The sequence below is a fragment of the Salinivibrio costicola subsp. alcaliphilus genome, from assembly GCF_001996185.1.
Classification (GTDB): Bacteria; Pseudomonadota; Gammaproteobacteria; order Enterobacterales; family Vibrionaceae; genus Salinivibrio; species Salinivibrio costicola.
In genome coordinates this window covers 23,811-49,239 of sequence record NZ_MUFR01000017.1, presented here as the reverse complement: position 1 = coordinate 49,239, position 25,429 = coordinate 23,811, and the positions used below count along the sequence as shown (strand labels likewise).

Here is a 25,429-nt window from a genome sequence, read left to right as displayed (position 1 = left end):
TGTTATTCCTTATCGTTATCAGTTACCCGTTGAACGGCGGCGACCAGCATGTCGGGGTTTAAGGTGTGTGGGATTTTTTCCAAAAGCTCGCCATCAGGCGAGAGAAAGTAGAAAAAAGAGCTATGGTCAACGGCGTAGTCCATGGCAGAGTCTTCCAGCTCGGTAATGCGGTACAACACACCATAGCGTTTCGCAAGTTGATCAATTTGCGCCCTGGAGCCGCTGACGCCTGTGATTAGAGGATGGAAAAAATGCGCGTACTCGGCGGCTTTTTCGCTGGTATCACGTTTTGGATCCAGCGTGATAAATACAGGCGATACCGCCTTTTGCGTCGACTCTGGCAGCGACTTTAATGCCGCCGACAAAACCGCAAGTGATGTTGGACATACATCAGGGCAATGGGTGTAGCCGAAATAAACAATCCTTGGTCGGGGATCGTCAACATTATATAGGTTGAAAGGCTGCCCATCGGACTGCAACGCGCCAGCTTGCGCTTGTTGTTGTGTTTGTTGGTAATTGTCATAAAGGGCGCGTGCGCCTAAGCCAACACAAACGGCAATAATGGCGACTAGCCAAGCTTTTTTACTCATTATCGCTCCATGCGTACTTTAATGGGGAAATGGTTTTTTGCTTCGTTATCAAGCGTAATCGTGCCTACCCATGTCATGCTATCTTCTGTGCAGACGGGCAACATTAATTCTCCTTGGTAGGTTTGCTCATCAGTTTTTTTGAGCGCAAGCCGGTACTCACCCATGTTCATCTCCACGCCTTTGAGCTTGACCAGTAAGGTATCTCGCGCGAGTGGTTCAGGGCTGATGACCGTCAGTCTATTTGCATTCATAGGGCGCACCGTCGGCTCAGCGAGTGATGCTTGGTAGCCTTTATACTGGCAAGTCTGCTGATTGAGCACGCACGCATCTGTTAGCACGGATGAGTGTGTTGATGCGGATGCCGGGCTGTTTTCACTTTCAACAAAAGTGGTTAGCCAAGTTGGCGTAAAAAACGCAAGCGCCACCAGCATAATGATACTGGCGGGGATCAATAAACGGCGACTCACGGGCATGCGTGAGGATGAAACATTCATGGTTTAGTCCTGTTTAGGCGAGAAGCGCTCCAACAGCAATACCAGCACAAAGCCCGTAATCATGGCAATCACCGCGAGGCCAACTTGTGCCGGATGTCCCACGATTGCCTCGTACGCGCCCGGTAGAAGGTTATCTTGCATCAAAGGGACTTGTTCACCCGATGAGTTAGTCCGCCAGGTAAGAGTATGTTTCCAAGGCCAAATTTTACCCAATGTGCCTAACATTAAACCGGTAAGGAAGGCGAGTGTTACTGCATAAAAACGCTCTAATAACCAGGACAGTAAATGAGAAAAACTCAATAAGCCGACGATGGCACCCAAGGCGAGTAAGCCGAGCATATCCCATTGGCCTTGATGTACCGCGTCTAGAATCGGGCTATACATGCCGAGCAGTAACAGTATAAAGCTGCCCGAGATCCCAGGTAGAATCATGGCGCATATGGCAATGGCGCCGGATAAAAAGACGGTGAGAGGGCTGGCTGTCAATTGCAACGGATTAGCGACGGTGATCCAATACGCAAAGCCGATACCGATAAGCGCGGCGAGTACCGTTCTTAGCGTGATTTTAGGGGCGGGGAGCTGTTTGGCGATATGCAGTGCTGACGCAATGATAAGACCAAAGAAAAACGACCACAGAGGGATGGGATGGTTGGCCAGCATCCAACTAATGCCCTTCGCTAAACCTGCGATACTGCTTAAAATTCCGGCTAATAACACACACAAAAAGGTGCCATTGATGTGTTGCCATACGGCCTTTAAGCCCTTGCGCCGCCAAAGCGAGAACAAGCTCGGGGTAATACGCCGAATACTTTCCAGCAATAGTGTATAGATGCCAGTAATAAACGCGATGGTGCCGCCAGATACGCCAGGAACGACGTCAGCGGCGCCCATTGCTATCCCTTTCAGATAGGTTGAGACCAGATTTTTGACCATAATGCCATTCATCGATAAAAAGCTAAGGGCTGCATTATACCGAGATGAATCGCGCGGGATAGAGCTGATTAAAAAGGGGGAGCAATACTCCCCCAATGAGGGTTAAGGTTGATGAGGTTTCTCGAACACGGCGACGGACCAAGCGGGTACGGTGAGTTTGCCGTTGGTCACTTGAGCGGCCTGTTGGTTATACGCTATCGAGCCGTTGCTCGCATTGGCTTGTAAGCTGTGAAGCTGATAGCCGGTGGCGTTGATGTTATCAAAGTCATTGACCGCCGCGCCTGAGGCATTGATCGCGACGATAATCCCGTCACGCGTTGCATCAATTGTGCTGTCGTGCAGACTGCCACTGTTATCAATTTGCATCACAATTAGCCCCGGCTTTTGTGAGACGCCGGTGTTGTGAAAGCTGACACGTTGGTTGATCACACTGCCTTGGCCTAAGTGGAACAGCCCTGATGACATACGTAGTGCCACCAGCTCATTAAAGTAGCTGTCCATGTTGCTGATTGCCTGTGGTGTTGGTTTGGCCTCGCTGTTGTGGTTGGCAATCACGGTTTCAATCATCGGCCAGTTGTAGCCGTCTTTATCTTCACGCGGCAGCCCTTGATCCCACTGCGTGGTTTGTCGGGTAAAGTCGACGCGGTTATACCAATCGCCCGAGTCGTACGAGTCACGCTGCATGGATTTTGAACGAAGCAGCTCGCTGCCCATGTGAATAAAAGGCACCCCTTGTCCCAGTAGTGCAGTGGAGAGTGACACGGCTTGGGCGCGGACGCGTGTCGCAAGCGGCATCGCGTAAGGGAATTTGTATTGATGGTTATCCCACAAGGTTTGGTTGTCGTGCTTGGAGACATAGTTTTGAACCTCCCAAGCATCTTGCGCGTAGCCAGCCGGTTGACCGTTGTAATCGACCTCGTCACCGCGCACGACATTACCATTGGCAATCTGTAACTGAAAATCTTTTAAGTTACCCGCCATACCCAAACGAACTAGATCGGCATTATGCGGGGCACTGGCTCTTTCCCCGCTGTTTTGCTGTTGTAAATCATTAGGGGTGACCCATTGACCATTACCAAAACCTTGGTTTTTGCGCAGAGACTCGCCACCATCGAACGGACCGCCGCCACGAACCGCATCCCGAAGTCGGTCAGAAAATGAGCCAATACCTGTGCCTGCCAGGTTTGCTTGGGTGGCTTGGACAAACTGGCGATCGTTGGCGACTTCACCGAAGTTCCAACCTTCACCATAGAAATACACATCTGGGTTGATATCGCGGGCAACGTCTAGCGTATGCTCAATCTGCGCTAATGGGTGATGCCCCATCAAATCCCAACGGAAGGCATCGATTTTGTAGTCTTTCACCCAAGTGGCAACCGAGTCATCGATCAGTTTGGCAAACATACGATGCTCAGGTGCGGTGTTTGAGCAGCAAGTGGATTGCTCAACGTCCCCAGTAACGGGGTTAAGGCGCTGATAATACCAAGGTACGACTTTATTCAGCACAGAATAGGACCCTAAGCCTGCTTGGTGGGTGTGGTTGTAGACCACGTCCATCACCACATTCATGCCGATATTTTGTTTGATGGCCATGATCATTTTACGAAACTCGAGGATACGCGCGGTGCCTTCAGGCTCGGTCGCATAACTGCCTTCGGGCACGGTGTAATGGAAAGGATCGTAACCCCAGTTAAAGCTGTCGTATTGACGCATCGCCGCCATTACCGTTTGCACATAGGGGGTATCAGCACTGTCTTGGGCGGCTAAATCCGTTAATGCCGCTTGGATGGTTTGATTGTTGTCGCACTCACTGGCCAGCCTCGGGGTATCTTTTAGCGAGGGTGCTTTGTCACATAGCGCGGAGAAGCGGTCGGTGACATCGATACGCTGCGCCGCGTCCTCGTTGATGGAGGCAATGTCAAATACGGGGAGCAGGTGTAAGTGAGTGACCCCAGATTGCGCGAGCGCGGTTAAGTGTTTGACTGGCTCAGTGGTGTTTTGTGTAAAAGCAAGGTACTTGCCGCGCAGGTTTTGGGGAGTGGATTGATCGAGCGCGGAAAAATCACGCACGTGCGCCTCATAAATCACACTGTTGGCGGGATTTTGCTGCGAGTGAGGCGCACTCAGCGTATCCCAACCACTGGGTTTAAGCGCGGGCGCATTCAGATCGACCACCTGTGAATAGCTGGAGTTGGTCGACAAGCTATGTGAATAAGGGTCCGTGACTTCGAGACGCTCGATGCGATGTGTTTCAGGGTGATAGACCGACAGTTGATAACGGTAATAGTCGCCGTGGTTTAGCGCAGTGGTGGCGACATGCCAGCTTCCCGACTCGGCGTCGAAATCCATTTTAATGGGCGTTTGGCGCTGTTTGGGCGCGTTTTGTTCGCTCGCCGATTGATAGGGCACCAGCGAGACTTGCTGTGCGGTAGGGGCCCAGAGGCGAAACTCAGTGTGTCCAGCGTCAGGGATGGCCCCATAGTTAAGTTTTTCGGCGTGTTCTGCGTACAAGGCATCGAGCGCGCGGGCCGGTTGCACATCGGTTGCGGTTAATACGGTATCACCGTCTTTGGCGATAGCGAGAAGCTGTCCTTTAAGCCATTGCTTCAGCGCGATATCGGCGCTAACAAAGTCAAAATCGAACCCTTTGACGTTACCTTGCAAATGGGGAAACGATGCCTGCCAATTATCGCGGGTGGCAAGGGTAGACTCGACACTCGCGGTGGCGTTTTCCACCTGCTGCGTGTCTGGGTTATAGCGCATCGTGCCATCGGCGGAGTAATACAAGGTCAGCGAGGTGGCGTGGGTTTGATGAGTGAGCAGGGTATCGGCGTCAGCAAATAGCACACTGGCATCGCTGGTGCCCGCATCACGAACGCTGGGGGTTGGGCTGGTATCGATGTTGGTATCGACATCAGGGTTATCGTCATTCAATTGACAGCCTGTTAATACAATCGCCGAGGCAATCGTAAAAGGCAGTGCAAGAGGATGTTTTTTTAACGGAGGGTTCATCAGGTTGACCTTTAATGTTTTGTAGGGAGGTCAAGCTTACTGAGAAGTGAATTGCACCAACTGTGATCGCGCTATAACTCAGTACATCGATGAGAGAATTTTTTGATAATTCAACAAATTATCACAAAATGTAGGCTGAGACTTAATAATAACTACGCCCCCAGAAATCTCTGAGGGCGTAGTGGTGCGAGGTTAATTGCCCATCAGTTGCAAGAGGTTTTCGGCGGTGACGACCGCTTCTTTGCGATTGGCAATGTTGAGTTTTTGATAAAGGTTACGGATGTGGGTTTTAATGGTTGTCCCGGCGACATCTAGTTCATGAGCAATTTGCTCGTTACTGAATCCTGAATAAATCAAGCCAAGTACCTGCCACTCCCGCTGGGTCAATGAGCTGGTTCGTACTAATTCAGGAACGTTTGGATGCTTCACCAGTTTTTCGACAAAGGCTTCATCAAAGTGGGTTGAGCGAGAGCGTTGATGGCTGGCGATTTCTTTCAGTAACTGTTGTGCACGATGACGTTCTAACGCGCCAAGCGCTTGTTGTTCGATCAATGCATGCAACAGCGATGAGATAGCGTCACCCTCAATTAAAAAGTTACCCATCATACCCGTCTGATTGGTGAGTATAAGCGCTTCTTGAAGCTGCGTTTTCGCATACTCCGTTTCATGCTCTTTACTGGCGAGCACCGCTTCCACGATAAGATTTCGGTTCTTATCTGTCACGAGATTGGCTTGGTTCGCCTCGCGACGGAGAAAATCAATGGCTTGGCGAGCCTGATCATACTGACCTAGATGGAGGTGCGCCCGGGCGATATTACGCCATTGAAGCTGGCTAAAGTGATTACAGGCCGACGCGGGGCGAACGGCTTGATGCAGCCACTCCTCCATATGAGGAAGTTCGTGTTTGGCTTGCCAATAGAGTAACAACGATAAAGACGCGTTAGCGGTCCAATCGACATGATAAACCGACTCACGTAATAGATGCTCAATATGCTCAATGTGCTTGGCAGCTTTGTCGAGTTCACCGCGGCTAACAGCGACGCGGGCGAGCATGGAATAACTGTGTAGATGTTTGCTCGGGGGCTGATTCTCTAGCACTTGGAGCCCCTTGTAAGCACAGGCTTCGGCTTCGTCTAAACGGTTCCAACACCAAAGAATTTGTGCGCGAAGGCGTAAAGCAAATTCATGTAAAGGAACTTGGTGTAATTGCTGATCTTCAATGAGTTGATCGGCACTGTCGAGCAGCTCAAATGCCGCTTGCACATAGCCTTGTGCCAGAAGAATTTCACTTTGTTGTAAAATTGCCCAAAGTGCCTGGTGATACACTTGGTGCTGGTGAGCGAGTTTTTCCGTTTGTTGCATCATCGATAAGGCACGATCGAGCTCGCCGAGCACATGGTTCACCTCGCCAACGACAGATGTCGCGACAATACGGCCACGGTAATTGGCGCTATCTAGTTGCTCAAGTGCTTTTTCAGCCAGGCGCATGGCCCGCTCTGGGTCGTTGGCATTAATTGCCACCTGTGCAAGTAGCGCATTGGCATTGCCTTGATAATCAATGTCGAGCGGTATTTCGCGAGCTTGATAGGCTTTTTCTGCACTTGCTAATAGCTCACCCACTTCATGATAGCGATGCTGGCTTTGTGCAAGCCAAGCTCGAAGTAGGCTTAAACTCGGATACTGGTACAAGTACTCGTTATTTAGCTTGCTGATAGCCGCTTCGAGGGTCGATAGCTCCCCACGGTTAAACATCCGCCAACCATATTGATTCAGAATATCTGCCAACAGGGCATCATCCTCGCCATAACGTGCGTGGCGCAATGCTTGATGTGGCGATTCAAGCTTGAGCCAAGCTAAGGCCGCTTGCCGATGCAGTGTTTGTTGCTGCTGTGGGATCCGAGCCTGGCGCTCATGGGCAAGAAATTCAGCAAATAGATGGTGAAAACGGAACCAATTGTTGTCGCCTTCGAGTGGATAAATAAATAAACCGTAGCGGTTCAGAGACTCCAGCATCCCCAACGCGTCGCCGCGCTCCGTTAAGGCATAGACTAATTCATCGTTGAACATTTCTAATACCGACACTTTCATCAAAAACTGACGGGTTTCAGTATCAAGTAAATCAAACACTTCTTCCGCTAAATAGTCCCAAAGGTGGGCATGGTTAAAGCTGGCACACGAGGCCGCGCTTTGCATGAGCGTACGCTTTTGGTGCTGTGCTTGAATCGCAATCAGTTGCAATGCTGACGGCCAACCTTCAACGTAGGTACACAAGGCATTGGCGGTTGACTCATCGACCCCATCGGCCACGCGTTGATTAAAAAAGCGGGTGGTCTCTTCGTTATCAAAGGCGAGTAATTCGTTCCCGATTTCGATCATTAAGTCACGAACACGCAAGTTCGCGGTGCCCAATGGCGGGTTGGCTCGTGAAGTGACGACCAAAGTGAGGTTATCCGGCATGTGCTTGATGAAAAAACGCATGGCTTCATGGATTTCTTCGTTATCAATAAGCTGATAATCATCCAATACCAGATAGCTGGTGGCATGAAAATTCGCTAACTCGGCAAACACATCGGATAAAAGTGCACGAAGCGATGAGAATTGGCGCTTCTCAGCAAGCTTAATGGTGTTTGCGCAGCCTTCTTGCGTGTCTTGATGCAGGGCTTGTAACAAGTAGTTAATAAAGCGGAAGCTATCATTATCACTGTCATCAATACTAAACCAGCCAACATGGGACTGATCAGCCAGCCATTGTGCGGCCATGGTTGTTTTGCCATAGCCGGCGGGGGAGCGGAACATCACTAATTTATAGTGAGGCGCTTGTTGTAGCATATCGAGCACCCGAGGGCGCAATATGGCGTTATAAAGCCGACCTGGTCGAGTAAGTTTTGATGGGATCCACATAACACACTGTCCTTAACCTCAAATACGGTGCCGGCCCCTCAGCGCGACACTGCTTTATCCTCCTTGGAGTCTATGCGACTCCTAGATACCAAACTATGATCTCTCTCCACTCTTGTGTTGATTGCTCCAGAATGGTGCATCTACGCCCTATATTTGTGATTTATATCACAATAGTTTTTTGTTTTCGCTATCCTTTAAAATAGCTTTGTACATTTATGTGTCCTGGAAAATATAGAATTTGCGCTGGCGCACAAAAATAACAAAAGTGATTTCTTACTTTTCATGCTGCTTTTCGAATGCTTTTTGTCCCATAACGTGATGTTGATCACTGGCTTGTATGTGGATGCTAGGATTGATGAGAGGCGGCTCACTGTTGGTGTGTGACACAGCTCTCTACGCCCTGCCATCTCCTCCTTTCCGTCACTGTGAGTGGGAGGATGTTTGTTACTCTCGAGTTGGGCAGGATGAATAGCCATCAAGGTTTCATTCCATTATTGAGAGTTATGACATGACCCCAAAACAGCAACATGCCTTTGATAAAAGTGCGTTTAAAATCAGCATGGTCCAACACTTGACCCAGCTAGGTCACGCACCTGAAACCGCTCAACAACGCGATTGGTACCTTGCCTTAGGGCGTGCATTGGCTGAGCACACAACAGGCGACTTGGTGGCGACTGAAAACGATCAAGCGATCAAACAGGCAAAAAGCGTTAACTATTTATCTCTTGAATTTCTCATTGGCCGTTTGACGGGCAACAACCTGATTAGCATGGGTTTATACGATGTGATTGCTGAGGCCGTTGGTGAACTCGGTCTGGGTCTTACCGACTTATTAGAGCAAGAGCGTGACCCGTCACTCGGCAACGGTGGGCTTGGGCGTCTCGCCGCTTGCTTTATGGATTCACTTGCGGCACAGCAATATCCAGCTGTTGGCTATGGCTTACATTACGAGTATGGCCTTTTCCGCCAATCTTTCGACCAAGGGGCCCAGCAAGAAGCGCCTGATGCATGGCGTGAGCCAGAAGGCTACCCTTGGGAAGTCGTCCGTCCAGATTTGACTCAAACCATTGGTTTCTATGGCCATGTTGAGGTTGTTGAGGAAGCGGGGCATACCTATCGTCAATGGGTGCCAAGCTTGAAAATCCAGGCAATGCCTTGGGACTTACCCATTGTCGGTTACCAAAGTAACACCGTTTATCCATTGCGTTTGTGGGAAGGTCGAGCACTGACACCGTTCGCGCTTGATGCTTTTAATGCGGGCGAGTACACTCATGCGCAGCAAGCTGATATTGATGCGGGTAACCTGACTAAAGTCCTTTACCCCAACGATAATCATGATGCGGGCAAGACGCTGCGTTTAATGCAGCAGTACTTCCATAGCGCCGCCTCAGTGGGTGACATCCTTCGCCGTCACTTGGAAGCCGGACATGCGTTGGCGGCGTTGCCGGAGTATGAAACCATTCAGCTTAACGATACTCACCCAACGATCGCCATTCCTGAACTGATGCGTGTGTTGCTAGATGATTATCGCTTAGGTTGGGATGAAGCGTGGGCCATTGCTAGCCGTACCTTCGCTTACACGAACCACACGTTATTACCTGAAGCGCTTGAAACGTGGAGTGAATCGCTCATGGCAGAGCTTCTTCCTCGCCATATGGAGATCATTTTCGAGATCAATCATCGTTTCTTACAAGACGTGGAGCAAAAGTGGCCTGGTGATGTGCGCAAACAGCAAGTGTTATCCGTGATCGATGATCAAGGTGAGCGCATGGTGCGCATGGCGAATCTGTGTGTGATTGGCTCTTATGCTGTCAACGGTGTCGCGGCCTTGCACTCACAGTTGGTTAAACGTGATTTATTCCCTGAGTTTGATGCGCTTTATCCAGGTCGCATTCAAAATGTGACAAACGGCATTACACCGCGTCGTTGGTTGAAGTTCTGTAATCCTGATTTATCAAACTTGATCAGTGAAAAAATTGGCGAGCAGTGGCCAGCACAGCTTGAGCAACTCGAGCAGGTTGCACAATATGCTGACGACGCTGATTTTCAGAAAACCTTCATGGCGGTCAAGAAGCGCAATAAACAGCGCCTTGCTGACTGGGTAAAATCCAACCTCGATATCACGCTTAACACCGATGCGATTTTCGATGTTCAGATCAAGCGTCTACACGAATATAAGCGTCAGCACTTGAATCTATTGCATGTAATTTCGCTCTATCAGCGCTTGCTCAACGAGCCAAACTTTGACATGGCGCCACGAGTGGTCTTTTTTGCCGCTAAAGCAGCCCCAGGTTATGAACTGGCAAAATCGATCATTTTCGCTATCAACAAGGTGGCCGAAACGATCAATAACGATCCACGCGTTGGCGATAAGCTTAAAGTGGTGTTTATTCCAGACTACCGCGTAAGCATGGCAGAAATTATCATTCCAGCGGCCGATGTGTCAGAGCAAATCTCAATGGCCGGTAAAGAAGCGTCGGGCACGGGTAATATGAAAATGGCCCTTAACGGTGCCTTGACCATTGGTACCATGGATGGCGCTAACGTCGAGATCCGTGAAGAAGTGGGTGACGATAATATCTATATCTTTGGCTTAGATGTTGATGGTGTCACCGAATTACGCCAAAAAGGCTATCAACCCGAAACAGCGTACCAAAATCAACCGCTTCTAAAAGCCGCTTTAGATAGCCTATTGGATGAAACCTTCACGCCAGGGCAGCCTGGTTTGCTGCGTCCTGTCTTTGACAGCGTGATGACAAGTGGTGACCCGTACTTATGTTTGGCTGACTTTGCTGATTATGTCCGCGCACACAATGACATTGATCGTGATTATCGAGACATGTCGCAGTGGGCACGCAAAGCCATTCTTAACACCGCGCTGGTTGGTAAGTTTAGCTCTGACCGTTCCATCCGTGATTATGTTAATAATATTTGGCAGCTAAAAGCGATCAAACGCTAATTGCTAATTGCAATATAACGGGTTAACAACCTGATAGGTGGCAAGGGATTCGCCTTGCCACCTGATAATAATGACAACAATATTGCCCAATAAAAGAAGGGGGCAGACCCCTCGGAGAAAGCGATGAAAGAATCTGCATTAAAGACAGTCGCACACATGGCGAACCTTGCCGACCGTTATATCAGTGCTTGGGGCACAGAAGCGGCGGTGCCAGAAAGTACCTTACATGATTTATTAACGTCACTTGGCTATGACACACGTCATGATGATGCGTTGTTGGCATCAGCGGAGAGAAAACATAAAACGGATGTGCTTGCCCCCGTACAGGTGGTGCAAGACAACGAACCGGTTGAAATTGCGCTTTACCTTGGCACCAGTGCCAGAGACAGTGATTTTAGTTGGCGTTTGGAAACCGAACAGGGCGAGTGCTTTGAAGGTTATCTTCAGTCACAAATTATTCGCGACGAACGCAGTGAGGGTGGCCCGCTCGTTTTTAGTTTACCGTGCGCTCTACCTTGGGGCTACCACCGTCTTTTTGTAAACCGAAAGCGCCGCAAATCTCCCTATCAGATGACGTTAATTATGGCGCCTTCTCAGTGCTATAAACAACCTGAACTGAACGCGCACAAAAAAATGTGGGGGCCGAGTATTCAGCTATACACCTTACGCTCTCCACATAACTGGGGCATCGGTGATTTTGGCGATCTCAAACAGTTGGTCAGTGAATTGGCGTCACGCGGGGCAGATTTTGTTGGTCTGAACCCCATTCATGCGCTTTTCCCTGCCAACCCTGAAGCCGCGAGTCCTTATAGTCCGTCATCGCGTCGCTGGCTTAATCTTTTGTATATCGATGTCAGTGCGGTGCGAGAGTTTTCATTGAGCGCCAAAGCACAGCAACTGGTCGGCAGTGCCGCGTTTCAACGTCGATTACAGGCCGTACGTGATACCCATTGGGTCGATTATAGTGAAGTTGCCGCATTGAAGATGGCGGTATTGCCGTTACTGTTTGAGGAGTTTAAACAGCGGGGGTTGCTGCAACAGACGCATCGTGGCCGCGCTTTCTTAGACTTTATTGAGCAAGGTGGTGACAGCTTAAAACAGCAAGCGACCTTTGATGCATTGCATCAACACTTGCGCGCAGACGACGAGAATATGTGGGGCTGGCCGGTGTTCCCAGAAAAGTACCGTCGTTATGAGAATGCGGCGACGCAAGCCTTTATTGAACAGCACCATGATGACATCCAGCTGTATATGTATTTACAGTGGATTGCTCAAATCCAAATCGAAGAGGCACAAGCGATCGCCGAAGAACAAGGCATGGCGCTCGGTTTATATCGCGACTTGGCGGTGGGTGTTTCAGATGCGGGAAGTGAAACATGGTCAGATAACTCGCCACTCGTGCTTGACGCCAGTGTTGGCGCGCCACCCGATATGTTGGGGCCGCGAGGACAAAATTGGGGCTTACCACCGTTTGATCCACAAGCGCTGCAAGCTTCGGGTTATCATGCTTATATTGAACTGTTGCGTGCCAATATGCGTCACTGTGGTGCATTAAGGATTGACCATGTGCTAGGTTTGTTGCGTTTATGGTGGATCCCGAAAGGCAAGAACGCTAGCGAAGGCGCGTATTTATATTACCCAGTAAAAGACATGCTTGCTATTTTGGCACTTGAATCACACCGTCATCAATGCAGTGTGATTGGTGAAGATTTAGGCACGGTGCCTGACGAAATTGGTGCGTTGCTGAGCGATGCGGGTGTGCATTCTTATAAAGTGTTCTTCTTTGAAACGTCAGAGGAAGATGGTGGATTTATTTCACCGGCCCATTATACCGAGCAAGCGATGGCAACACTTTCCACTCATGATATGCCAACCATTCGGGGATTTTGGCATTGTGATGACTTAAAAATGGGTCAAGAGCTGGGCTTGTATCCGGACGAAGCACAGCTTCAGCAATTGTTTGATGATCGCTTAAAAGCGAAACAAGGGATCTTAGACAGTGTTCGTTGGCATGGCATGTTGCCGGAAGGTGTAGGGGCAGATGCGCGTTATGTGCCGATGGATGGCTATTTGTGTCGCGCACTACAATTGCATGTCACAGCCGGCCAATCTGCGCTGTTGAGTGTGCAGCTTGAAGATTGGTTAGAAATGGACAAGCCAGTTAATATCCCTGGTACGGTTGATGAGTATCCTAACTGGCGACGTAAACTCTCTGTGAACCTAGATACGTTGTTTAGCCGCGAAGAGTTAAATCAACTGGCGAAGGATCTTTCGCGGGTACGCTTACACGCGAGTCATCTATCCGTTTGATCGCCTGATCACCACGCGACCACGCTCTATCCTTAGTGCTAGCCAACACACATGGGATGGAGCGTTTTTCTATAAGGAGCCTTCTGTGTCACATTCCTCTTCCTCGATGACACCATACTATACGCACCCCGATCACTACGACATCGATCTTGCGGCCTTGCACAATCCTCGCTATGCGCATCAGCTCATGGGTGCGCATCCTATGACCTTGCCGGTTAACGGTGAGCCTATTGAAGGCGTGCGTTTTATTGTCTTTGCCCCTCATGCGCAATCGGTCAGCGTGATTGGCGATTGGAACCAATGGCAAGCTGATACCGCCTTGATGACGCCCATTGAAGATGGTTTTTGGGTCGGGTTTATTGCCAACCTTGGCACACACCAACGCTATAAATACGCCTTAACCGGTCCTGACGGACAGGGTTTACCCCATAAAGCCGATCCTTACGGGGCGTACGCTGAGCCTTATCCCTCGTTTGCGTCACTGACTTATGATCAGTCTGTTTATCAATGGAACGATCATCAGTGGCAGCAACGACCCATAACCGCAAAGCATCAACAAGCCTTGTCGTTTTATGAGTTACATCTTGGCTCGTGGCAACATGATGAAAATGGCCAAATGCTGGGCTATCGCGACCTTGCTGCGCGCTTAGTGCCGTATCTGGTTGATATGGGCTATACCCATGTGGAGCTAATGCCGGTCAGTGAGCACCCTTTTTATGGGTCGTGGGGATATCAACCCATAGGGCTTTTTGCACCGACCAGCCGCTACGGATCGCCGGATGATTTTAAGTATTTTGTCGACCAATGCCATCAGGCAGGGATCGGCGTGATCCTTGATTGGGTACCGGGGCATTTTCCCACCGATGATCATGGACTTGCGTACTTTGATGGCACCCCTTTATATCACGATCCTGATCCGCGTCGCGGTTGGCATAATGATTGGCACTGCCATCTCTACGATATGGGTAAAGATCATGTGCGCCGTTTTCTAGTGAATAATGCGCTGTATTGGCTCGATCAATTTCACATTGATGGTCTACGCGTGGATGCCGTCGCGTCGATGCTCTATCTCGATTATTCGCGTGAGCATGACCAATGGCTCCCCAACGCTGACGGTGGAAACGAGAATTACGACGCGATTGCGACACTAAAATGGATGAACGAGTCGGTTTATCACTATTTTCCCAATGCGATGACGATTGCTGAAGAGTCCACCACATTTCCTGGTGTGTCTGCGCCCACGTATATGGGAGGACTTGGGTTCGGATTCAAATGGAATATGGGCTGGATGCATGACAGCTTAAGTTATATCCGTGAAGAACCTGTGCATCGACGCTATCATCACGATACGCTGACCTTCCCATTAGTTTATGCGTTTAGTGAGAACTATGTGTTACCGCTATCGCATGACGAAGTGGTCTATGGTAAAGGCTCTCTGATGGGCAAAATGCCTGGCGATGAGTGGCAACAAACGGCTAATTTACGCGCCTATTTGAGCTATATGTATGGTCAACCCGGAAAAAAACTGAATTTTATGGGGGCGGAGATTGGTCAAACAGCAGAGTGGGATCACGATAGTCAACTTGAGTGGCACTGGTTGCAGTATGAACGCCACCAAGGTGTTCAAGCTCTGGTGAAAGCCCTCAATGCTCTTTATGTGTCGACGCCAGCATTGTACCGACTCGATTGTGATCCGACAGGGTTTGAATGGCGAGTCAAAGATGCGGCAGATATCAGTATCATGGCCCATGAGCGGTTGGGCGATGATGGCTCGCGAGTGCTGGTGGTGAGTAATTTCACGCCTGTACCACGTGATGGCCTTCAGCTAGGTGTACCGATGAGTGGCGACTATCAACTGGTATTAAACTCCGATGATGAGGCATTTTGGGGCAGTGGCTATCCGGTTTACCAAGTAGTGAGTACGGATAAAATATCAGCACATGAGCAACCCCAATCACTGACGCTCAATTTGCCACCGTTAGCCACGGTTTTTTATCGCTGGCAAGGGTGAACAACTTCAAACCACGCTAGACGACCCAATGAGGAACGCACCAAGTTAATTCTTGGTGCGTTTTTATTTGTCGCCTCGCGCAGACCGCAACGCTATGTTTGCTGCACCGCTTACCGCCTTGTTCTAGGTTGAAACCATCAAAAAAGGCCGCGTATGCGGCCTAATCATTATCTTTGAGGCGCCATTTTATGCCGCATCTTCTTCGTCAACGAAGGTCACGCCGTTTTCACGGTGTAGACGCTTGCACGCGCGGCCGTCGCTGTGGAACAAGTGACAGCGGTGAGCGGGAATACCAATTGCGTACTTCTCGCCGGGCTCAATCTCAACCGTATCGAGTTGACGATAGATCACATCTGCATCGGCACTTTCTAGGTTGAGATAAATTTGCGTCTCGTTACCCAACTTCTCAACGATGGTCGCTTCCCCTTCGATTTTGGCATCACCGTCTTTGGCGGCGATTAAATGCTCTGGGCGAATGCCTAGCGACATACGATCACCGCGGGTGACGGTTTTGCCATCGACCGGTATCCAGAAACTAGCCCCCTCACTTAGCTGCACTTTGACCCGAGTCGGCTCAACATCTGCGATGAATACGCTCATGAAATTCATTTTTGGGGAGCCAATAAACGAGGCCACAAAGCGGTTTTGTGGGTAGTGGTATAGCTCAAGCGGTTTGCCCACTTGCGCGACACGGCCTTCATCTAGCACCACAATTTTATCGGCCATGGTCATGGCTTCAATCTGATCGTGGGTGACATAAATCATGGTACAGCCAAGCTGACGTTGTAACTTGGTGATTTGTGCACGCATCTGCACCCGTAACCCGGCATCGAGATTCGATAAGGGTTCATCAAGTAGAAAAACCTGTGGTTGAGACACCAGGGTACGGCCAATGGCGACGCGCTGACGTTGGCCGCCCGACAGGGATTTTGGTTGTCTATCTAATAAGTGACCAAGTTGCAAAATTTCCGCCGCTTGATGCACGCGTTTATCTACCTCAGCCTTATTGGCTTTTGCCAGCTTTAAACCAAATGACATATTGTCGTAGAGGTTTAAGTGGGGATAAAGGGCATAGGATTGAAACACCATGCCGACGCCACGCTTAGATGGCTCAATATCATTTACTCGCTGATCATCAATGTAAAGGTCGCCCGACGTAATATCTTCCAACCCGGCAACGCAGCGCAATAAGGTGGATTTACCGCAACCAGAAGGACCGACAAAGACGACAAATTCGCCATCTTTAATCTCTAGGTCAACGTTTTTAGAAATCATTACATCGTTGTCATACGCTTTACAAACGTTTTTAAACGTGACACTTGCCATGTCGCTCGCCCTCAATCGCTTTTCATTAATTCGGCTCAATTTGCATGATACGTGGTTATGTTATCAATGTGGGTCGTTATAAGCGTTACCGCTTTTGTTTAACGTTCGTTGATGATTAATTAGCCACACTAGGGAAAATACCACTCATGCTTTTTTGATGAGACTCAGTGTGTCTTATCTGCGCTAGCCCTGCATCCTCCTATCATCAATTATTACAGGGGGAGTAGGCGGGGAGGAGGATTTTCTCCTACCTAAAATAATTTGAGGGCGTACTTCACAAAAATCTGAGTTAATTAGTTGAACTTGATCACGTTCAGTTTATTTTTGTGAGCCGCATCATTAGTGACGAGCGATATGGATCACGAATTCGCTCGCATAGGTGTAGGGCGTAGAGACCAGGATGATGAGGAATGAAGAGGAATTACCCATGATAGAGCCTGAAACACAGCTCATCCTCCATGGAATCGTGCTACACCTCAGTAGAAGAAGGATAGAAAGATGAATAAATCACTTAGCGCTGTTGCCCTCGGTACCCTGATTGCACTTGGCTCATTTGGTGCAAATGCGAATATCGAAGAAGGCCAGCTGACCATTTGGATTAATGGTGACAAAGGTTATAACGGCCTTGCCGAAGTGGGTGACCGTTTTGAACAAGACACGGGCATTCCTGTAACCGTGGTTCACCCTGATGGCCTGCAAGACAAGTTCCCGCAAACCGCATCAACGGGTGATGGCCCAGATATCGTTTTTTGGGCGCATGACCGTTTCGGTGGCTATGCCGAGTCAGGCTTATTGACAGAAATCCGTCCGTCGGATCGTTTAAAAGACGGCATGGTCGATTTTGCTTGGGATGCGGTGAAATACAAAGGTAAATACGTCGGTTATCCGGTAGCCGTGGAATCGCTTTCTCTCATCTATAACAAGGATTTAGTGCCTAACCCACCGGAAACGTGGCAAGACGTGGTTGCGATAGATGCCAAGCTCAAAGAGCAAGGCAAATCGGCCATCATGTGGAACTTAAAAGAACCCTACTTTACTTGGCCACTAATGGCGGCTGATGGCGGCTATGCGTTTAAACAAACCGCAACGGGTTATGATGTCAAAGATGCGGGCATCAATAATAAAGGGGTTCACGATGCACTGAACTTCATGAAGCAGATGGTCAAAGATGGCGTGATTTCTTCTGATATGGATTATTCCGTTTCTGAAGCTGCGTTTAACAAGGGTGACACAGCGATGACCATCAATGGCCCATGGTCGTGGGGGAACGTTGAGAAGTCAGGCATTAATTATGGTGTGGCTACCTTACCAACTTTCCAAGGTGAAGCCTCTAAGCCCTTTGTTGGCGTGTTAAGTGCCGGTATTAGCACCGCGTCGCCAAACAAGGCACTCGCCGTCGAGTTTCTTGAAAACTATTTGCTGACCAATGAAGGCCTATCAACCGTGAATGCGGATAAGCCTCTGGGTGCGGTGGCGTTAAATGCTTATCAAGCGGAACTTGCCAAAGATCCACGCATTGCGGCAACGATGGAAAACGCTAAGCATGGCGAGGTAATGCCAAACATTCCGCAAATGAACGCGTTCTGGGCGGCAGCCAAAAACGCAATTATCAACGTGGTTGATGACCGTCAAAGCGTTGAAGCTGCTCTTAACGACGCAGAAAAACAGATGGTTAAATAAGCTCTATCTGCAGGGGGGATGCGTCCTCCCTGCACACTTCAGAATTAAGTGAGTAGCGTTCCTTATGCAGTCAGTCCAAGGTTCTCAAGCTATGACAACGTCAGGCTCTTCTTTGCCCAGCAGCACAAAAGCGTTCATCAAATGGGCGCTGTTGGCCTCTGTGGCTATTATTAACGGTTATGCCACCGTTTTAATGTATTCGCGTGGTGAAACTGCTTTTGCCCTGTTAACCGTGGTGTTAACCGCGTTAGCTCTGTACATTTTTGGTAGTAAAAAGACATATGCCCATCGATACATTTATCCAGGTATCGCGGGAATGATTCTTTTCATCATTTTCCCATTGGTATACACCGTGGGGCTTTCACTTACCAATTATAGTGCCTCCAACCAGTTATCTTTCGAACGCGCTCAGTCGGTATTGCTAGAGCGAACCTTCCAAGGTGGTGATAGCTATCCGTTTTCTCTTTACCAAACGGATAAAGGCGCGCGTCTTGTGGTGGAGATGCCGGAGGCTCGCTACGCCACCAAACCGTTTGACTTTGCAGCCCTTCCAGCCCAAACACTGGCGTTAACGCCAGTCGACAGTATCTCGGGCGAAAAAGCGACATTACGAGCGGTGATCCAAAATCGAGACGCACTCAGCGCTCTCGAACTTAAACGCAGCGATGATCAAATCATTCGGATGAGCGGTTTAAGGAAGTTTGCTGCCATTCAACCGCTTTACAGCCTGCAAGATGATGGTCGTACACTGATCAATAACCAAACCGGTGAAACACTCAAGCCAAATGATGAGATCGGTTATTACCAAGCGGTTAACGATGCCGGCGAATTTGTGGGCGATACCATTTCACCAGGGTATATCGTCCAAATTGGTACCGATAACTTTGAGCGTGTATGGACGGATGATGGGATTAAAGAACCCTTTATTGGCATCTTTATTTGGACGATTGTCTTTTCTGTTTTATCGGTAGGCTTTTCACTTATTATTGGTTTGACTCTTGCCAGCCTTGTGCAGTGGGAAGAGTTGAAGGGTAAGTCTATTTATCGTCTACTTCTTATTCTGCCTTATGCGGTGCCAGCGTTTATTTCGATTTTGATTTTCCGCGGTTTGTATAATCAAAGCTTCGGTGAAATCAACATGGTATTAGAGGCTCTGTTTGGGATCAGTCCTAATTGGTTCTCAGATCCTGTAATGGCCAGAAGTATGGTGATAACGGTCAATACTTGGCTGGGCTTTCCTTATATGATGATTCTTTGTATGGGCTTGCTTAAGGCCATTCCGGATGATCTCTATGAGGCATCGGCCATTGACGGCGCGAATTTCATCCAAAACTTTACCCGCATCACATTGCCGATGATGATCAAGCCTCTCACGCCTCTGCTGATTGCAGCCTTTGCGTTTAACTTCAATAACTTTGTGATGATTATGTTGCTGACAGAGGGTGGACCGAGTCGAATTGGTACATCTGAACCGGCCGGTTATACCGACTTGCTGGTCAGTTACACCTACCGAATTGCGTTTGAAGGCAGTGGCGGTCAGGATTTTGGTTTGGCGAGTGCAATTGCGACGCTGATTTTCATTTTAGTTGGCGCTTTAGCTCTGGTGAATCTGCGCTTGGCACATAAAAACACGCAGTAAGGATATTTAATATGGCAATGGTACAAGGTAAATCCTTAAAATATCGCGTCTGGGCAACCCATATTGGCCTGTGCTTATTTTTGGCGCTGATTTTATTCCCGCTGTTAATGATTATTGCGATTTCCTTCCGTGAGGGTAATTTCGCTACCGGGAGTTTGATCCCGAAAAATCCGTCACTGGAGCACTGGAAGTTAGCACTGGGTTTCTCGGTGACTAATCCGGATGGCACAGTCACTCCTCCACCATTCCCCGTCTTATTGTGGTTATGGAACTCGGTGAAGGTTGCAGGCATTACTTCGTTATTTATTGTAGTGCTGTCTACCACCTCGGCATACGCCTTTGCCCGTATGCGGTTTAAAGGTAAGCAGACTATCCTCGATGCAATGATGATCTTCCAAATGTTCCCGGCAGTGCTGGCATTGGTGGCTATCTACGCCTTGTTTGATAAGTTAGGTCAGTACATTCCATTTTTAGGGCTCAACACTCATGGCGGCTTGATCTTTGCCTATTTAGGCGGGATTGCGTTGCATGTCTGGACCATTAAAGGGTACTTTGAAAGCATTGACGGTTCCCTCGAAGAGGCTGCGGCTTTGGATGGGGCCACGCCATGGCAAGCCTTTAGGCTGGTACTACTTCCGCTCTCAGTACCAATCTTGGCGGTGGTCTTTATTCTGGCATTTATTATGGCCGTGGGTGAGGTACCGGTGGCTTCGATTCTGTTATCGGATGTCGATTCTTATACCTTGGCGGTAGGGATGCAGCAGTACTTGTATCCGCAAAACTATCTGTGGGGCGACTTCGCGGCGGCAGCCGTGCTGTCAGCAGTACCGATTACCGGTGTCTTCTTGTTAGCACAACGTTGGTTAGTGGGTGGTTTGACCGCAGGTGGCGTGAAAGGGTAATCCTCAACCCACCATTGAGTGTTAAGAACCACGTAAAAGGCAGCTGATAACAGCTGCCTTTTTACTGTCGAGGACATTGTGTTACAACCAATCACTATCAATGCAGACCAAAAAGCTCTTTGCTGCCAAGCATTGGAATGCTTCTGGTGCAGTGACAGTCGTTTCATCGGTCGCCGTATCACAGACAATGCGCCACTGGTGATCACTCGGTAGCCGTAACGCTTGGGCGGTGTCGCTGCTATTAATGGCTATAAGCGTGGATTGACCCGCGTTAGAGTGATGCGCGCCGAGCGTGATCTGACAGCTGAACGTTTGCAGGTTTGGCCATTGGTGATCTTGAATCGGATCGCCATTCGAATGGCGCCACGCAATCTGATTTAAATGGCGCTGTGTGCCACTCAATGCATCAATAAAGCGTGGCACAATAGCGTTGCGACGCGCAATCATGGTAGCAAACCAATTTGACCAAGCGTGATCCTTCGTTTGCCAGTTTAGCCAACTCGTGGGGTTATCTTGGCAGTAAGCATTGTTATTGCCTTGTTGCGAGTGACTGATGAGATCCGCGGTCAGAATATGCGGGGTGCCCAATGAGAACAAAATACTCGCGATCATATTACGCTTTTGCTGCTCCCTAACAGCCATGATTGTGGGATCGTCTGTCGGTCCTTCGATGCCATAGTTCGCAGAGCGGTTGTCACCGTGACCATCTCGGTTATTCTCACCGTTCGCGTGATTATGTCGTTTGGCGTAACTGACCATATCTTGCAGGGTAAAACCGTCATGATAGGTGACATAGTTAATCGGCAAATGATCGGGCCAGTGGCTGGCACTGAAAAAGTCACGCGATCCCATAAGACGAGTAGCAAAATCTTGTAACTTGCCTGGATCGCCACGCCATACACTGCGGGTGGTATCGCGGATTTTATCGTTACACTCGGCCCAATTTGCTGGGAACTGGCCTAACTGGTAACCATTGGGGCCAATATCCCAGGGTTCAGCAATCAGTTTGACGGTAGAAAGGATAGGGTCTTGGGCAATAGCGTGGAAAAAGGCACTGTGTGGATGAAAAGCCTCACCGTCTCGCCCCACAGTGGCGGCGAGATCGAATCGAAACCCATCCACGTGATAGTGGGTGGCCCACATACGCAAGGTATCGAGCACCAGTTTTAGCGCGGCAGGGTGGCGTAAATCAAGGGTATTGCCACAACCGGTATAATTGCGCAGCTGTTGGTTATCCTGGAGATACATTGCCTGGTCGATCGCTTTAAAATGCAGTATGGGTCCACCGTCGCCACCTTCCGCGGTATGATTAAATACCACGTCTAAAATCACCTCAATGTCGTGACGGTGCAGCTCGCGTATTGCTGTTTTCAACTCATTAACCGCGTCCTTTTCGGCATAACGCGGATCCGGGGCCATCCAAACATAAGGGTTGTAGCCCCAATAATTGGTTTTTTGCTGGCTGAGTAAATGCGGCTCGGGTAAGCAGGCGGTGATAGGAAGCAGTTGCAGGCAATTAATGTGATGTTGTTGGTAAAACGCCAACATCGCTGGTGAGATTAAACCCAAGTAACGCCCTTTTTCCGCCGGCTCCACATCCGGGTGCTGCTGAGTCAGCCCTTTAACATGAGTTTCAAAAATCACAGTGTCGCACATTGGACGCTGAGGGGATGACACGCCTTGCCAATCAAATGGCGCATGATCCACAACTTGGCAGCGCGCCAGTAATGTACTTTGCGATGGTGTATAAGGAGGCTGATAGCTTAAAGGGCCAGTCACCGCTTGCGCATACGGATCGGCTACGCACCATGTTTGGCCATTATGTGAGATTTCAAAACTGTAATCTTGCCCTGCAACCACATCAGCGACCTCTTTTGTCCAATAACCACGTTTGTATTCGCGCATGGCGAGCCGCTGAGGTTGGTGCCCTTGATGCCACAACAATAAATGCACGCAGTCCTGGTCTGGTGCGTACAAAGTAAATCGACAACCTGAGCCGTATAACTGAGCCCCTAATGAATAAGGAGCAGGAAAACAAATCGACATAAATAACACCATTAAATTAGACTCGCTACCATTAGAGCTTTTAATCATAAACAATTCAATCTGATGTCACATTTATGATGATTGCCCAGTATGTAATTAAGTTTCATGCCTTTAAGAATAAATCTATTAATAGTGATCATGTCGACGTTTTGTAGGCCTGTTTAGCGAAAAATAATTACCAATTACGCCCTCGTTCAGTGACCCAGCTCGACAAGTTTAGATAATTGTCTCTCACTCATCCTTTCTCCTCCTCCCCCTGAAATCGCACGGCCGGATGACGCCAAAATGACCGCTCAGGGATAGGATAATTCCAGGATAACGAAGAAAGCTAAGCCTTGGACACATTGTCTTTTTCCACTACCCACTGCCGGTGTGAAGAGACACGTAAAAAAGGCCCATTATGGAGTAAGGTATGAGAAAAGTAAGTTTAATTGCGGCGGCTGTCGCGACTGCTGTCACTGCCACCTCAGCATTCGCTGTCGACTTTAATGGCTACATGCGAGCGGGTGTTGGTGTTAGTGCCGATGGCGGGCAACAGGTTACGTTTCAAAAAAATAAAATTGGTCGTCTTGGTAACGAAGGTGATATCTACGGCGAAGTTCAATTAGGTAAAGAGGTTTATAATAACGACGGTAAGACGTTTTACGTTGATTCTATGCTTGCAATGACCTCTAATGGTTCAAATGATTGGGAAGGAACCGCTGCTAACTGTGGTCTAGCTACAAATGATAGCGGTGGTGATATCGTTAAGTGTGCAAATGATGCTGAGTTCGCGTTACGTCAGTTAAATGTACGAGCTCAAGGTGTTCTAGATTTTGCTCCTGAAGCTACACTATGGGCTGGTAAGCGTTATTACCAACGCCGTGATATTCATATTTCCGATTTATATTACTGGAATATTTCAGGCGCTGGTGCCGGTATTGAGGGAATTGAAGCCGGTCCAGGTCAACTTTCACTAGCTTGGGTTCGTAATGATCGAAATGATAACTTTAAGCTAGGTGAAAATAACAACGGTGATACTCCTGATACTGGTAATGAAGGTTCTGCGGTAAATGTTAATACTCTAGATGCTCGTTATGCAGGTATTCCACTATGGGAAAATGGTTCTTTGGAAGTGGGCATTAACTACGCTTTAGTTCATGATACTGATGCTGCATCACAAGCGGCTAAAGATGCGAAAAATGGCGTAATGCTAACATCTGAGTTAACTCAAGGCCTTGCAGATGGTTTCAATAAAACAGTATTTCAGTACGGTACTGAAGGTTACTCAAAATCCTTTGCTTTCTACGGTGATGGAAGCTGGTATGGTGCCGAAGCGAAAAGCGGCGCTAGTGGTTATCGTTTGATCAACTGGGGTGTCGTTGGTCTTGGAGATGACTGGGAATTAGGTCACCAACTGCTTTATGGTGTTGGTGAAGAGATGTGGGACGGACAGGATAAATGGAAAGCCATGTCTGCAGTTATGCGTCCAGTTTATAAATGGAATCAAAATAGTAAAACAATTTTTGAAGCTGGTTATTCTGTAGATGATAACGATGGAAATAAAGATAAATACGGTAAATTTACCGTTGCTCAAGCTTGGTCTGCGGGATCAAGTTTCTGGGCTCGTCCTGAGATCCGTCTTTATGCTTCATATCTAAATAGTGATAAAGCGGATAATAGTAAATCTTTCGACAATCGTACGTCAGATGACTCATTACAATTTGGTGTCCAAGTAGAAGCTTGGTGGTAAGCCTTTTTTTAAACTGTCTTTTTTCATAGCCGACAATTGTCGGCTATTTTTTTAGGTGTTTTATATGAATAAAAAAATATTACTTATCTCTGGGTTATTATTACTTAATGGGTGCTCGATGATCGTTGATGACCAATATCAGGTTGCACCTATAGGAAAGGCAGTGACACAGATCCAAACAGCGAAAAAACTGCCGTTAGAAATGGATCAAGAGATCAAGTTAGCGGTGAGTGCGCAAACACAAGCCCTCGATATCTATAGCATTGATAGCCCTAGCGTCGTTTTCGACTTACCTATGGTAAAAAATGGATTCGATATCAATATTGAGGCAGAAATCAATGATAGTGTTTTTGTCCCAAGTGCTAAAGTCATGAACCAATCTGGCGATATTCGTGCTGAGCTTGATGATGAGGGGTTGGTCTATCTAAAGCCCCGTCTAGCCGATGGAAACCGTTTGCAAGGTAATATTAAAGTCCATCCACAAATAGGTGACAGTGCGCTTTACTTGGTTGTTTTTACTGATAAAGATAAACTTAATGAAACGGTGGCGGTCAGTCATCCAGCGAAACTAGACGCAGAGGGAAGAGGGAATTACTTAACCGGAGTGGGTGACATTCAAGTTCCGCGCGCTTTAACCGGGAAGCTTTCAATTGAGGCAACCGCTTTGGGAGCACGTACTGATGCTCCGTCTACTGTGCTGCCAGTGCTCTCCAACACTGAACGTCCGCAACAAGAAAGCGTGAATTTTTATCATCAGGCTATTCGAACCGCGATTGCAGACAACGATGTCGACAAAGCAATGGGCTTATTACGTGACGCCGAACAATTGGGTATTGCCGACGCTGATCAAGTCTTTCGTGAAGCGATGAAAGCACAGTTAGATCGGCAGTAATC

Annotated in this window: 15 protein-coding genes; 8 read left to right on the top strand and 7 right to left on the bottom strand. The window is 48.5% G+C overall.

Features of this window, described 5'->3' with window-relative positions; translation table 11 throughout:
• Nucleotides 1–2: 2 nt before the first annotated feature.
• The 5 genes from BZJ21_RS07610 to malT all read right to left on the bottom strand — a co-directional run bounded on the left by BZJ21_RS07610 (nucleotide 3) and on the right by malT (nucleotide 7,930).
• Entirely contained in the window at nucleotides 3–590 is a 588-nt protein-coding gene (locus BZJ21_RS07610; RefSeq protein ID WP_077669482.1) for an SCO family protein, read from the bottom strand.
• Nucleotides 590–1,084 carry a hypothetical protein gene (locus BZJ21_RS07605; RefSeq protein WP_077461356.1) on the bottom strand — a complete coding sequence of 165 codons (495 nt, stop codon included), beginning with the start codon at nucleotides 1,082–1,084 and terminating at the stop codon, nucleotides 590–592. The genes BZJ21_RS07610 and BZJ21_RS07605 overlap by 1 nt, the downstream gene beginning before the upstream one ends.
• 3 nt (nucleotides 1,085–1,087) lie before the next feature.
• Complete coding sequence (locus tag BZJ21_RS07600; protein ID WP_033379293.1) at nucleotides 1,088–2,017, bottom strand: DUF368 domain-containing protein; 930 nt, start codon at nucleotides 2,015–2,017, stop codon at nucleotides 1,088–1,090.
• A 102-nt stretch (nucleotides 2,018–2,119) separates the two neighbouring features.
• Nucleotides 2,120–5,029, bottom strand: a complete 2,910-nt coding sequence (pulA, locus tag BZJ21_RS07595; RefSeq protein ID WP_077669481.1) for a pullulanase-type alpha-1,6-glucosidase — start codon at nucleotides 5,027–5,029, stop codon at nucleotides 2,120–2,122.
• A gap of 192 nt (nucleotides 5,030–5,221) precedes the next feature.
• The gene (gene malT / locus BZJ21_RS07590) at nucleotides 5,222–7,930 is read right to left on the bottom strand and encodes an HTH-type transcriptional regulator MalT (RefSeq protein ID WP_077669480.1); all 2,709 of its coding nucleotides are present in this window, start codon (nucleotides 7,928–7,930) and stop codon (nucleotides 5,222–5,224) included.
• A 508-nt stretch (nucleotides 7,931–8,438) separates the two neighbouring features.
• Between malT and BZJ21_RS07585 the strand changes: the two genes are divergently transcribed.
• The 3 genes from BZJ21_RS07585 (at nucleotide 8,439) to glgB (ending at nucleotide 15,210) form a co-directional block, all read left to right on the top strand.
• Nucleotides 8,439–10,889, top strand: coding sequence for a glycogen/starch/alpha-glucan phosphorylase (locus BZJ21_RS07585; protein ID WP_077461353.1), 2,451 nt, complete (start codon nucleotides 8,439–8,441; stop codon nucleotides 10,887–10,889).
• A gap of 123 nt (nucleotides 10,890–11,012) precedes the next feature.
• On the top strand, nucleotides 11,013–13,199 hold the full coding sequence (gene malQ / locus BZJ21_RS07580; RefSeq protein WP_077669479.1) for a 4-alpha-glucanotransferase: 2,187 nt from the start codon (nucleotides 11,013–11,015) through the stop codon (nucleotides 13,197–13,199).
• Nucleotides 13,141–15,210 (top strand): 1,4-alpha-glucan branching protein GlgB, encoded by a 2,070-nt coding sequence (gene glgB, locus BZJ21_RS07575; RefSeq protein WP_394329757.1) that lies wholly within the window; start codon nucleotides 13,141–13,143, stop codon nucleotides 15,208–15,210. The genes malQ and glgB overlap by 59 nt, the downstream gene beginning before the upstream one ends.
• A 186-nt stretch (nucleotides 15,211–15,396) precedes the next feature.
• On the opposite strand, the gene malK is transcribed toward glgB, so the two are convergent.
• The gene (malK, locus tag BZJ21_RS07570; protein ID WP_077669477.1) at nucleotides 15,397–16,536 is read right to left on the bottom strand and encodes a maltose/maltodextrin ABC transporter ATP-binding protein MalK; all 1,140 of its coding nucleotides are present in this window, start codon (nucleotides 16,534–16,536) and stop codon (nucleotides 15,397–15,399) included.
• A gap of 498 nt (nucleotides 16,537–17,034) precedes the next feature.
• Between malK and malE the strand changes: the two genes are divergently transcribed.
• The 3 genes from malE (at nucleotide 17,035) to malG (ending at nucleotide 20,757) form a co-directional block, all read left to right on the top strand.
• Nucleotides 17,035–18,216: a maltose/maltodextrin ABC transporter substrate-binding protein MalE gene (gene malE / locus BZJ21_RS07565; protein ID WP_021023899.1), complete on the top strand. Its 1,182-nt coding sequence runs from the start codon at nucleotides 17,035–17,037 to the stop codon at nucleotides 18,214–18,216.
• A gap of 64 nt (nucleotides 18,217–18,280) precedes the next feature.
• Nucleotides 18,281–19,855 (top strand): maltose ABC transporter permease MalF, encoded by a 1,575-nt coding sequence (malF, locus tag BZJ21_RS07560; RefSeq protein ID WP_077661105.1) that lies wholly within the window; start codon nucleotides 18,281–18,283, stop codon nucleotides 19,853–19,855.
• Nucleotides 19,856–19,866: 11 nt separating this feature from the next.
• Nucleotides 19,867–20,757, top strand: a complete 891-nt coding sequence (gene malG, locus BZJ21_RS07555; protein WP_077461349.1) for a maltose ABC transporter permease MalG — start codon at nucleotides 19,867–19,869, stop codon at nucleotides 20,755–20,757.
• 81 nt (nucleotides 20,758–20,838) lie between these two features.
• On the opposite strand, the gene glgX is transcribed toward malG, so the two are convergent.
• Nucleotides 20,839–22,803, bottom strand: coding sequence for a glycogen debranching protein GlgX (glgX, locus tag BZJ21_RS07550; protein ID WP_101494566.1), 1,965 nt, complete (start codon nucleotides 22,801–22,803; stop codon nucleotides 20,839–20,841).
• A 412-nt stretch (nucleotides 22,804–23,215) separates the two neighbouring features.
• On the opposite strand from glgX, the gene BZJ21_RS07545 reads away from it, so the two are divergent.
• Entirely contained in the window at nucleotides 23,216–24,535 is a 1,320-nt protein-coding gene (locus BZJ21_RS07545; RefSeq protein ID WP_077669475.1) for a maltoporin, read from the top strand.
• 64 nt (nucleotides 24,536–24,599) lie between these two features.
• On the top strand, nucleotides 24,600–25,427 hold the full coding sequence (locus tag BZJ21_RS07540; RefSeq protein ID WP_077669474.1) for a MalM family protein: 828 nt from the start codon (nucleotides 24,600–24,602) through the stop codon (nucleotides 25,425–25,427).
• Nucleotides 25,428–25,429 lie beyond the last annotated feature (2 nt).